We start from the raw sequence: 12,600 nt of genomic DNA, 5'->3' as shown, positions 1-12,600 counted from the left end.
ATTTCATGAGTCAATTGCTAACGACTAAGTTTGTAGCAAAAAGCTTAGCGGCAACTGTATCAGTTTTAATGTTAAGCACGGTTGCAAATGCTGCAACAGCAGAGCAAAAACAAATTCAACAGCTTCGTCAAGAAGTTGAAACACTAAAAACACTTATTCAGCAGCAACAACAAGTGCAATTACAGCAAGCTTCTCAAATTGAGCAAGTAAAAGCTGCACCAGCACAATCTGCTTTAGCTGGTTTAAAGTCTAAAGCTGGTGCAAATGTAAATCTTTATGGTTTTGTACGTGCAGATGCAAACTATATCATTGAAGGTGCTGATAGTGACTTTAGTAGTGTAGCTTCTACTACAGGGGCTACAAAAGATAAATTACGTTCTACAGCTAAAACAACTCGTTTAGGTTTAGATTTTAAAACAAACGTGGAAGGAGCAGATGTAGGCGGTAAAGTTGAAATTGACTTTGCTGGAAAAACTGAAGATTCTACAGGTACTGCGGTACGAGTGCGTCATGCATACTTAACGTATAATAATTGGTTAGTAGGTCAAACAACGTCTAACTTCTTAGGTGGTTATTCACCTGAAATGATTGATTTCTCAACTAACGTTGGTACGGGGACAGCACGTCTTCCACAAGTTCGTTATGGTTTTAATGTTGCGCCTAAAACAAAATTAATTTTCTCTGCTGAACAAGGGAAAAGCACGGGTATTTCTGGGTCTAAAACAGTTTATGCAATTAACCAAACTACTGGTCTTGTTGAGCCTAAATCAGAATCTGTATCTAACACAAAATACTCGTTACCTGTGTTAACTGCTAAAGTTGTTCAAGGTTTTGAGGGGGGTGAGGTTTCAGCACGTGCATTTGTTGAACAATATAAAGATGATAATATCCGTGATGATAAAATTGCATATGGTGTGGCAGGTGGCGTGAGCTTTAAGCCAATCGACCCTTTGCAATTAGTTGCTGATGTGTCATATGTAAAAGGTAACAATCAATATTTAATTGGTAGTAACAGTGCATATTCTGTCGTGAATGGTTCTATTGAACAAAATGAAGCGATTGCGGCGAACATTGGTGCAACTTATCGCATTACTCCAAAATTACGTAGTACATTAGGTTACGGTACAATCATTGCTGATGATGATACTACCTTTGCAAAAAATAATTCGGGTGCAAATAAAACCTTATCTCAAGCATGGTTAAATTTCATTTATTCACCTGTTAAGCCAATTGATTTTGGTGTTGAATATGTGAAAGGTGATCGTAAAACCTTTGCAGGCGATAAATACAATGATGATCGCGTAGGCTTTATGGCTAAGTACAATTTCTAATTTAAGCATTTAAGTTTAAATTGAAGAACAGGAGCTATTTGCTCCTGTTTTTTTGTTTGTTTATTCTGCAGTTTATTAGTAAATTGTAAAAGATAATTAAATAATTGTTCATAAAAATGCATAATGCGTCCACATTTTAGGGCGTGACTATATTTTTTAATAAATATGAACGGGTTCTAATCATAATTTGAATTTTAAGCTTGTAGGACTGCATATGGATGAGCATTTGAACGAACGCTTATTGGCTTTGGTGAATACGCTAAATACGCCACTATGGGATTTTTTAGTCATCTTTCTTTTAGCTGTAGGTGGCTTTTATACAGTGATTACAGGTGGTGTGCAGATACGCATGCTATTTCATAGTTTAAAGGTAATGAAAAGCAGCCGTAAAGAAGGCGATGATGCGCATGGTATTACACCATTTCAGGCATTTGTGACAGGGCTGGCGAGTCGTGTAGGTGTGGGAAATGTTGCGGGCGTTGCTATTGCTATCGCAATTGGTGGTCCAGGGGCAGTATTTTGGATGTGGGTAACAGCATTACTTGGTATGAGTTCTGCTGTTGTAGAGTCATCACTGGCTCAGTTGTTTAAAATTCGTGATAAACAAAATCAACAATTTCGTGGTGGTCCTGCATATTATATTACTCAGGGTTTAAAGAAAAAGTGGTTGGGTGTTGTTTTTGCCGTTTCTTTAATTTTCACTTATGGCTTTGTTTTTAATGCAGTACAAGCCAATGCAATTATTGGTGCAACCTCGCATGCTTGGGGATGGAATAAAACAAACCCAGTTTTATCATTGGGTAACCTACATTTAGAAGTTTCGTGGGTTGGTTTAGCACTTGTTTTCTTAACAGCATTGGTTATTTTTGGCGGTATTAAACGTATTGCAAAAGTTGCCGAAAGTGTTGTGCCATTAATGGCCTTATTGTATTTGGCTGTCGCACTTTATATTGCTGTTAGTAACTACAATATTTTACCAGATGTCTTTCACTTAATTTTGAGCAAAGCTTTTGAGTTTGATGCGGCAGCAGGTGGTTTCTTTGGTGCTATGGTCTCAATGGCAATGATGCAAGGGATTAAGCGTGGATTATTCTCAAATGAAGCAGGTATGGGGTCTGCACCTAATGCCGCGGCAGCATCTGATGTAAAACATCCTGTAAACCAAGGTTTGGTGCAGATGTTGGGTGTGTTTGTAGATACTTTTGTCGTTTGTACATGTACCGCAATTATTATTTTAGTTTCGGGTATGTATCATGATGCTGGCTTTGAGGGGGTGACTTTAACTCAAATGGCATTGGAAAGTCAGATTGGTATGTGGGGTGGAGATTTCTTAGCAATCATTTTATTTATGTTTGCATTTTCTTCTATCATTGGTAACTATGCTTATGCTGAAGGAAACATCCAATTTATTAATAATAATAAGCATTTGATGTTTATTTTCCGTGTTTTTGTATTGGTTATGGTTTATTTTGGCGCGATTACAAGTGTTCCATTAATTTGGTCTATGGCTGACTTATTTATGGGAAGTATGGCATGCATTAACTTATTAGCGATTGTATTGTTAACGCCATTCTTCATGATGTTGTTGAAAGACTACAGAACACAGTTGAAAAGAGGAATTAAAGAGCCTGTGTTTAAGTTGGATGAACATCCTCAATTTAAAGACAAAGTAAATTCAGATATTTGGTAATTTTTTAACGTCTAAACAGCCTCTTTTATAGAGGCTGTTTTTTGACTAAATAATTAAGTAGAGAATGATTTAGAAAAATTGAAACAAAGTTAAATTAGAAATCTTAAATTTATCCATAAATTAATAGTATGGTATAAGCGATCAATTTAAAAATGAAAGGCAAGATGTTGAAGTTAAATCTTATATTTGCATGTACCGTTTTATTACTTACGGGCTGTCAAAGTCTTTCTTCAGTTCAGCAAAATAATAAGTCAAAATTAATGGCGAATAATACTGTGGAAGATGCTCGAGAAGTATCTAATCGAGTAGATTTTAGAAAGAATAAGAAAGATTCAACACAGCCAGTTGTTGCATTGGTTTTAGGAAGTGGTGGAGCAAGAGGTTATGCTCATATTGGTGCTATTGAAGTTTTGGAAAAAAATCATATTTACCCAGATTTTATTGTGGGTACAAGCGCAGGAAGTATTGTGGGTTCACTGTATGCCAGTGGTAAGAATGCAGCGGAGTTAAGAGAAGTTGCATTAAATTTAAAAGCAAATGATGTTCGTGATGTAACCATTGATAGAAAAGGCTTTTTTGAAGGACAAAAAGTTGAAAATTTTATGAATGAGCAAGTGAATAATACGCCATTACAAGCTTTAAAAACGCCAATGTATGTTGTTGCAACGGAGCTTAAAGAAGGGAAAAAAGTTGTTTTTAATTATGGTAATACAGGACAAGCTGTAAGGGCTTCGGTTGCAATTCCTAGTATGTTTATACCCACAAAAATTGGCGATGATGAATATGTAGATGGTGGTTTAGTTAGCCCCGTACCTGTTGAAATTGCAAAGGAGTTGGGTGCAGATATTATTATTGCTGTAGATATATTGGCACAACCTGTTCATACAGAGACCTCGAATGTTTGGGGATTGTTTAATCAGAATATTAATATTATGCAGAAGCAGTTAGCGCATGAAGAATTAAAAGAAGCAGATATCATTATTCAACCTGATTTGCGTGAAAAAGTGCATATTTTTGATGTGAGTGGTCGTGAACAAACGATGCTTGCAGGACAAAATGCGACTAATCAAATCATTCCTAAATTAAAACAACTTATAGATAATTATTCAGTTGTAAAGAATTCAGATCGTTTTATCGCAGAAGAATAGATTGGCTAAATTTTAAAGACCTACTTTTATTAGGTCTTTTTTTATATTACAGAATACTCAAGAAAAATTTATATGAAAATAAAATATTGAAAAATCTATTTTATTTATCTTAAGTTAGATTTAATTTCTATAAGTGTTGCAATTTTATTAAAAATCTACCAATTAATTCAATAATTTATGTTTAACGTTTGGTTGTATTTAATTATAATTTTATCGTTTGAATGGATGTTTATAATTTTTAATTTCAAAGATATTGGATAATCAATAACAGGATGATTTATGAATAAAATTGGTATTGGTTCAGATGTGATGATGGCAACGATAGAAAATGTTGTGTTTACAGTAATTAATAAAAATGTTGATGGTTCATTTGAAATAGAAGCAATTTTGGATGGAAAAAATATAATTAAATATGGAAACATTGCACAGGAGATGTTGAGACTTGTACCTAGAGCAATCAAGTAGTTTTAAATTTATCCAATGAATTCGGTAGATAGGATAATTTACCGAATGCATTGCTAAATGTTTCTTTTTTGTATTTTAAAAACTATTGAATATTATGTTTTTTTGTTTTATTCAATAAAAAAATTACGGAAACAATAAATTAAAACGATAGGCAAGTAAATTATTATACATTTTTGTGAATGATGTACTAATCATTATAAAAAATAATGATGACATTTTTAGATAAGCAAACGGAAAAATGATTAAAAAAAGCGATATAATATTATTCACATATCTTATTGTCTTTAAACGAGTCTAGAGAACGTAATGTCCCCATTAGATCAAATTGCCCCAATATTAGAAGATCAGTCTGAGCTTACAATGTCAGTTTTAATGACACCAGACATGGCAAACTTTTCAGGTAATGTTCATGGTGGAACAATTTTAAAATTACTCGATCAGGTAGCGTACGCATGTGCAAGCCGTTATTCGGGTAGTTATGTTGTTACGCTTTCTGTAGATAAAGTAACGTTTAAAGAACCTATTCATGTGGGTGAAATGGTGACATTCCTTGCAAGTGTCAACCATGTGGGTCGTACTTCTATGGAAATTGGTATTCGTGTAGAAGCGCAAAATATTCAAAAGCGTACAGTACGTCATACAAACAGCTGCTATTTCACAATGGTTGCTGTAGATGAAGCAGGAAAACCAAAACAAATTCCTGCACTAAATTTAGATAATGATTGGAAACGTTGCCGTTTTGAGTCGGCAGAGCATCGTAAGGTTGCTCGTCTTCAAGAAAGTCATCATCCTTCTTGCAGTATTTATAAAAAAGCACGTTAAATTTGACGTGGTAAGAAAAGGCTCCTTAATGGAGTCTTTTTTTATGGAAAAATATGTATACACCTTAAGTTGTATAGAGGCATATAGTTTGAATACTATAAAATAAAACGATACGTATCGTTTTATGGTGATGCACATGGAAGAAAAGTGTTCGCGTAAACAGCATGAAATTTTGAATGCTGTTATTGAAGCGCTAGAAGAAATGGAATATACAAAGCTGACTATTGAAGATGTTGCAGCCCGAGCAGGGGTAGGTAAATCAACAATATACCGCTGGTGGAAGCACAAATCTGATTTAGTTTTTTCAGCATTTGGTTATAAAACAGAATCAGTTTTTGATTTAGATTTTGAGCAGTCTTTAACATTTAATTTACAGCAACAACTTCTTAAATTGAGCCACGCATTAAGCCAAGGGGTTGGTCGTGCCTTATTGGTGGTTATGGCAGAACATCGAGAATCTGCCGGGAAGTTTTTCCAACAATATTTATTGCCACGCCGTGAACAAGTGAGGAAACTGCTTCAACATTCGATAGCGCGTAATGAAATTATTGCGAATTATTCATTTGAACTGATGCTCGATAGTTTGTATGCACCTTTGCATTATCAAATTATCTTTTTTAATAAAATTCCAGATGAAGTCTATATTTCAGAATTAGTCGATTTTGTGTTAAGTCCAATATTGATTAAAAACGTTGCTGAGTAATGGGATAAAAATAATGAACGATACTACTCAGCAACAGTTGTGGAATAAATCATTTATCTTATGTGTATTTAATAATCTATTTCTATTTACCTATTATTTTGCATTACTTGCTGTTTTACCCATTTATATTATGAAAGATTTGGGTGGAACAATTGAGCAAGCAGGTTTAGCACTTACATTATTTCTTGTTTCATCTATATCTATTCGACCATTTTCAGGATTAATTAGCCAAAAACTAGGGAAAAAACTCACATTTAGAGGCTCGGAGTTGCTCTTTGTATTATTCGCTTTGAGTTATATCTGGATTGATAGTATGTGGTCTTTATTACTTGTGCGTTTTTTACATGGGTTTTGGTTCAGTATATTAACGACCGTTACCGTTCCTGTTGCAAATGACTTCATTCCTGAGCACCGTAAAGGTGAGGGTATGGGATATTTTGTAATGTCGACCAACCTTGGTGTTGTGATTGGACCATTAATTGCCTTAACTGTTATTCAATATGCAAGTTTTAATACCTTATTCGCATTGTTGTCCATTTTAATGGCGGTAGGTTTTATTTTTTGTTTAATGCTGAAAATACCTGAACAGCCTTATGAAGTTAAAGATACTCAAGTAAAGCAAAAGCTTAACTTACATGACATTGTAGAAACGAAAGTTATTCCTGTTGGATTAGTGGCTTTACTTACAGCCTTAACTTATTCAAGTATTTTAAGCTTTATTACAGCTTACAGTGAAAGTAAAAACCTCTTTGAATACGCGAGTATTTTCTTCATTGTTTTTGCAGTTTCTATGATTGTTGTTCGTCCATTTGTAGGCAAAATGTTTGACCGTAAAGGGCCAAGTGCAGTGATGTACCCGTCATTCATTTTTTTTGCGATAGGCATGGTTATTGTTAGTTTTGTGAATAATCAATGGACACTTTGGTTATCTGCAGTATTTATTGGAATAGGTTATGGAACATTGTTTCCATGTTTACAGACAGTTGCTATTCAAAGTGTTCCTAAAATGCGAATGGGACATGCAATTTCTACATTCTTCACTTTATTTGATATTGGCTTGGCTGTTGGTTCAGTCATTATGGGAATCTTCATTTCTTGGATAGGTTTTCAAAATACATTTTTACTCTGTAGCGTGATTATTGTTTTAACGTTATTGGTTTACAGAGCTACCGTTGCACCTGCACTCCGTCAAAAACAAAGTGCATAGGAGATATACATGGAATTACGACACTTACGATATTTTGTTGCTGTTGCAGAAGAGTTGAACTTTACTAAAGCTGCACAACGTATGTGTACTGTACAACCTTCATTAAGTCAGCAAATTAAAGATTTAGAGCATGAAGTTGGTGTGCAATTGTTAGTTCGTACTAATAGAAAAGTGGAGCTAACAGCAGAAGGGCAAGCTTTTTTAAAGCAAGCTTTACTTTCACTTGAACATGCAGAGCAAGCCATTGAAGATGCACGTAAAGTGGCAAAAAAGAATGATTTACAACTGAATATCGGCTTTGTGCCCGTAGCGGAAATGAAGGTGTTTCCTTATATTATGCCGAATATTCGTGCTCAGTTTCCTGATTTGAATATTCATTTTCATAGTCAAACCGATGCAGATCAGTTTAAAGCCTTAAAAAAAGGGAATTTAGATATTGCCTTTACTCGCTATGTGGATGATTCCGAAGATTTAGAATTTGTGGAAATATTTAGAGAGCCTTTGGCTTTAATTGTTCCTAAAGATTCACCTGTTGCTGCACAAAAAAGCGTAAGTATTAAGAGTTTTAACCAGCAAAAATTTGTGATTAGTGATGAAGATGCATCGCCTCAATTACATAAAATTATTCAAGACTTTTTCAAAAAGTCTAAATTGAATGTAGATGTGGTTCAGCATTCAACGAATATTTTATTGAATGTAAATTTAGTTGGAATGGGGGGGGGTTGGAGTTTGGTGCCTGCTTATGTGATTCCACTTTTGGGCGATAAAATTGTGGTGAAAAATACTATTGAGCCTTTGCCGATGATTGAGCTATATGCGAGTTATCCGAAAGGGCAAAAAAATGCGGCGATTGATTTGATTTTAAAAGTTTTAAAAGATCAGTTTTATTTAGGGTTTAATTAAGTTTTAGATCTGTTGTTTGATTAAATATTTTATAAAAGCCCAGTTTGTAGTGACTGGGCTTTTATATAAGTATTAAGATATTGATTTTAGAAATATTAAACTTCTATATAGGAAATATATGTCACTAGTAATATTTTTTGAAGACTTTGAAAGAACGGAAAATTCGGATTACTTACATGGTGTATTCGGTCGCTGCTTAATTATAGCAACTAGATTTGACTCTATGTGTGTAAGTATGTCTAAAGCAATAAAAATAAAAGAAGAAATAACTCTACGAATTATAGAAAAGCAAGGTAATGAACTGGACACAGAGAATGAAACAAAAAAACTAATAACCGAGGCAGAATTTAATGAATTAGTTGAAAAAACGCAAAAATATCTTACGCTTGATAAAAGCATTCGAACCTTAGGTTTGCCAGAAAAATTATCTACAATATTACATGAAGCACGCAAATCAAGAAATGAAATAGCTCATTCTTTAACTAGAGGTTTAGATGGCTGTATTGATACTAAAATTGATAATACTATTTTGATTAAAAAAATAGAAAAATTGATCGAAAATATCGTTGAGGGAGATATTATTATCTCAACACTAATAAGTATCTTTAATAAAGATCCTATTTTGAATAGCCAAAATCTTAGTCAATACAAAGAGGAAATTATTAATTGGGTAATTTCCCCATAATATAGTTAAAAGGCATTTTTCTTTACCATTTAACACAATGGCGATTATTTGAAATAGAAAATAAATAATCACAGAATTCCTCTCAATAAAAAACCACGCATTTGCGTGGTTTTTAAGTATGAAGCCTAACTTAGCTTACATGCATTTTAGAGAACAAAGCTTGGCTTGTACGTTCAAGCGTTTGTGGAATAGCAAGCGCAGCCACGAAACGGTCAGGACGTAAAATAACCACAGATTCTTCAGTTTTACCAAACCAAGTACGAATATCTGTACCTATGTCACCAATCGTAATCACATTTTCAAACTTTTGGCGTTTATCATTGCCCAATTGAACCGCAGGAATCACTTGAATGAATTTCACACCCAGTTTTTGCCATTGTTTCATCGTGCTTTCTGAAAGACCCCATTTCGGATCTACACCCCAAGCTACAATCGCAAAGTCATTACCAATCACTTCATCAAGCAATACTGTTTGACCAGACTCTAACTTAACTTCAGGTTGAATAAACATTTTGCCTACAGGAGATGTTTTCTTCGCTTGAGGAAGTAAAGCACCATCGTTGTATTGAGGCATTGGTTTAAAACGCATTTCCAATAAATACTGTTTAATTGGTTTAATGTAGTTCAAGGCGTATGCAATGCCATCACGTACAACACCATACCATTTTTTAGGTGGCGCAAGTACATGACCTGCCATCACTGAAAGATCAATCATGGCTTTAGCATGATCCTTACGTTCAACCTGATAGCTGTCTAATAAATCAGGGCTCGCTTTACCTTGAACAACGAGTGCCATTTTCCAAGCAAGGTTAAAGGCATCACGCATACCACTGTTATAACCTTGACCTTGCCATACAGGCATAATGTGTGCGGCATCACCTGCAAGTAAAATACGATCTACACGGAATTTGTCAGCAATACGCGCGTTGTGTGTGTAAACACGTTGGCGAATCACTTCAATACCATCAGAATCTGGCAATACTTTAGAAAGCAATTTTGCAATGTTTTCTGGTTTGCTTAACTCTTCTTGAGTTTCACCTGGCATCACCATAAATTCGAAACGACGGATACCGTGTGGTAGTGCCGCTGAAACGTATGGACGAACAGGGTCACAACACAAATAAATATGTGGTGTTGCAAGAGGATCATTTTCAATATCAATAACAATCCATTGGTTTGGTGCAGTTTTACCATCGAAACCAATGTCTAAAGTACGACGTACAATCGAGTTACCGCCATCACATGCAATTAAATATTTTGCACGAATGATTTCTTCTTGTTGATCTTTAGTTTGAATGTTTAAAGTCACGCCTTGAGCATCTTGAGTGAACTCAGTTAAGTTACGTGAAAATAAAACTTCAGTTTTTTCGTATTGTTTTAAGCCATTGAGTAATACGTTATCTACTTGAGGCTGAATAAATGCATTACGACGTGAGAAACCAAACTCACGTGTTAATGGTTGAATATCTGCAAAGCAATGACCCTTTGGTGTAAGGAAACGCATGGCATGGTTTGGTGTTGTATGAGGAAGTACCTGATCAACTAAACCTAAAGATTGAATAGTTCTTAACGATTCATCATCAATACCAATTGCACGTGGGTAGTCAATTAATTGATCTAATTGTTCAATAACAGTGACTTGAACACCTTGTTTGCTCAAATAATTGGCAATAGTCAGACCAACTGGGCCAGCCCCTAAAATTGCAACGTCAGTGTTGTAATTTGTTTTATGTGCCATAGCGAATTTCCGTTCCATCATGAATCAAATCATTGGTGCTATTAACGAGTATTCGCTTGGAATGAACAAGCTAGGCGATAGTGTAAAACTTGGGTGTATTCGGTAAATGAAAAATCTTCGATGTTTTTTAACTCATTGATAATTATTGTAATAAATAAATTTTGAAATTGAATAATATAATCAAATGATCATTTCTTTCTATCATTAAAGTGATTAGACATAAAAAAATAGCTGAATTGATATCAATTCAGCTATTTAAAATTTCTTATTTAAGTCTAAAACTAAATTGAACTTAATGAAGAAAGGAGCACTCAAAAATAATTATTGAGCAGTAGCTTCAGAAGTTGCAACTTCAGATGCAGCAACCTCAGAAGATGCTTGGTCTTGAGCTACAACTTGTTCAGATTGTTGAGACGGTGTTTGTACTTCAGCTGCGAAAGTAGTAGCGGCAGCAGCAGCGATAGTTGTAGCAAGTAAAATTTGAGTAAGTTTCATTTTGGCAACCTTATTTAATATAAATATATAAGCAACATCTACCATCACATAGATATTGAGTTCGCTTATGCTAGTTTGCGATTGTATTTTGAGCAATAAAAGCAACAAAGCGAAACACTCCTATTAACCTAGTAAATACATAAGGTCTAAATTTGTCTTTTTCTTGTTATGTTGTGGGTAAAAAACATTCATTACTTGTTCGGAAATATGTATTTTTGGTTGAAAAATAATCTTTGTTTTAATGTAAATAATACAAACTTACATTCTATATTTAAGAAATATGTTTAGTGCTGTGTAATTTTTTATTACTACTTCAGTGTTTGTGTATGTTGAAATTTAAAATTGTGATTGAACTCTAACTTTTTCTTGGTAGCATGGACAAATTGCGATTTAAAGTGAGTATGTTTTGAAATTAATTGCCCCAGCTCAAGCTATTCCTACTCATATTATTTCGGGTTTTCTCGGTGCGGGTAAAACGACAATATTACAAAATTTACTGCGTCAAAAACCTGCAGGCGAAATGTGGGCGGTGCTCATGAATGAGTTTGGTCAAATAGGAATAGATCAACAGCTCATGCCACAAACGGAGGGGTATGCTGTTCAAGAACTTTTGGGTGGATGTTTGTGTTGCAGTAGTCAACTGCCTATGCAAATTTCATTGTCACGACTCATTTCTGAAAATAAAGTTGATCGATTGTTTATTGAACCGACTGGCTTAGGGCATCCTGCACAATTATTAGAACAGTTAACCGAGCCACATTGGTTACAACACTTAAGTATGCGAAGTTTGATTACCGTTGTGGATGGTTCACGTTTGCACGATACAGAATGGACAACGCAAAATTTGTATCAAGATCAGTTGAAAGTCGCACAAGTGGTGGCAATTTCACATCAAGATTTAATGTTGGACGCCGATTTCTTAGCTTTAGAAACTTTGAAGAAAGAATATGAAGCCTATCAGCAAAAATGGCTCTTAATTTCTCAAGGTGAATTAAAATTACGGGATGTAGATCAGTTATATACGGGCAGTAAACGTCTGGTTCAGCCTTTATTGAAAATACAAAAAACATTAGCTTCTGATGAAAAGCCTGTGATTAAGCAATTGCCATATCATTATGTAGAAAGTGCACAAGGCTATAGCGTTGCAGGTTGGAAAATGCCAAAAAGTTGGACATTCAATTTTTATGATGTGCTTGATTTATTGTGTGAACAAAAAGATTGGCTTCGAATTAAAGCGGTATTTAATACAGACCAGGGTTGGAAAGCTTTTAATTTTAATCCCAATCAATTTAATTATCAGACTACACAAGAAGGCATAGATAGCCGTATAGAAATTATTTATCAAAATGAACAAGATTGGTTAAGTTTTGAAGAAGCACTTTTTCAGTGTCGTATTGAGCAGACCGGATAAAA

12 protein-coding genes are annotated in these 12,600 nt (G+C 34.6%); 10 read left to right on the top strand and 2 right to left on the bottom strand.

Features of this window, described 5'->3' with window-relative positions; translation table 11 throughout:
- Positions 1 to 5: 5 nt before the first annotated feature.
- From AC5YDH_RS01275 to AC5YDH_RS01235, 9 genes are all read left to right on the top strand, one after another.
- Entirely contained in the window at positions 6 to 1,331 is a 1,326-nt protein-coding gene (locus AC5YDH_RS01275; RefSeq protein WP_496116462.1) for a DcaP family trimeric outer membrane transporter, read from the top strand.
- A 214-nt stretch (positions 1,332 to 1,545) separates the two neighbouring features.
- A complete protein-coding gene (locus AC5YDH_RS01270) occupies positions 1,546 to 3,021 on the top strand; it encodes an alanine/glycine:cation symporter family protein (protein WP_496116461.1) in 1,476 nt (491 codons plus the stop codon).
- Positions 3,022 to 3,185: 164 nt separating this feature from the next.
- On the top strand, positions 3,186 to 4,169 hold the full coding sequence (locus AC5YDH_RS01265) for a patatin-like phospholipase family protein (protein ID WP_496116460.1): 984 nt from the start codon (positions 3,186 to 3,188) through the stop codon (positions 4,167 to 4,169).
- A 279-nt stretch (positions 4,170 to 4,448) separates the two neighbouring features.
- Positions 4,449 to 4,634, top strand: coding sequence for a hypothetical protein (locus tag AC5YDH_RS01260; protein WP_496116459.1), 186 nt, complete (start codon positions 4,449 to 4,451; stop codon positions 4,632 to 4,634).
- Positions 4,635 to 4,940: 306 nt separating this feature from the next.
- Positions 4,941 to 5,456 (top strand): acyl-CoA thioesterase, encoded by a 516-nt coding sequence (locus AC5YDH_RS01255; protein ID WP_496116457.1) that lies wholly within the window; start codon positions 4,941 to 4,943, stop codon positions 5,454 to 5,456.
- A 130-nt stretch (positions 5,457 to 5,586) separates the two neighbouring features.
- Positions 5,587 to 6,159, top strand: coding sequence for a TetR/AcrR family transcriptional regulator (locus AC5YDH_RS01250; protein ID WP_496116596.1), 573 nt, complete (start codon positions 5,587 to 5,589; stop codon positions 6,157 to 6,159).
- Positions 6,160 to 6,172: 13 nt separating this feature from the next.
- Positions 6,173 to 7,366, top strand: a complete 1,194-nt coding sequence (locus AC5YDH_RS01245; protein ID WP_496116456.1) for an MFS transporter — start codon at positions 6,173 to 6,175, stop codon at positions 7,364 to 7,366.
- 9 nt (positions 7,367 to 7,375) lie between these two features.
- Complete coding sequence (locus AC5YDH_RS01240) at positions 7,376 to 8,269, top strand: LysR substrate-binding domain-containing protein (RefSeq protein ID WP_496116455.1); 894 nt, start codon at positions 7,376 to 7,378, stop codon at positions 8,267 to 8,269.
- A 118-nt stretch (positions 8,270 to 8,387) separates the two neighbouring features.
- On the top strand, positions 8,388 to 8,954 hold the full coding sequence (locus AC5YDH_RS01235) for a hypothetical protein (RefSeq protein ID WP_496116453.1): 567 nt from the start codon (positions 8,388 to 8,390) through the stop codon (positions 8,952 to 8,954).
- A gap of 130 nt (positions 8,955 to 9,084) precedes the next feature.
- Here AC5YDH_RS01235 and AC5YDH_RS01230 read toward each other — a convergent pair whose 3' ends face one another.
- On the bottom strand, positions 9,085 to 10,710 hold the full coding sequence (locus AC5YDH_RS01230) for a bifunctional 3-(3-hydroxy-phenyl)propionate/3-hydroxycinnamic acid hydroxylase (RefSeq protein ID WP_496116595.1): 1,626 nt from the start codon (positions 10,708 to 10,710) through the stop codon (positions 9,085 to 9,087).
- Between the two features lie 303 nt (positions 10,711 to 11,013).
- A complete protein-coding gene (locus AC5YDH_RS01225) occupies positions 11,014 to 11,187 on the bottom strand; it encodes a hypothetical protein (protein ID WP_496116452.1) in 174 nt (57 codons plus the stop codon).
- 406 nt (positions 11,188 to 11,593) lie between these two features.
- Between AC5YDH_RS01225 and AC5YDH_RS01220 the strand changes: the two genes are divergently transcribed.
- The gene (locus AC5YDH_RS01220; RefSeq protein ID WP_496116451.1) at positions 11,594 to 12,598 is read left to right on the top strand and encodes a CobW family GTP-binding protein; all 1,005 of its coding nucleotides are present in this window, start codon (positions 11,594 to 11,596) and stop codon (positions 12,596 to 12,598) included.
- Positions 12,599 to 12,600: the final 2 nt, after the last annotated feature.

Source organism: Acinetobacter sp. FY683, assembly GCF_059515885.1.
Note: the sequence above shows the minus strand (reverse complement) of the source record. Positions and strands in the feature narration are given on the sequence as shown.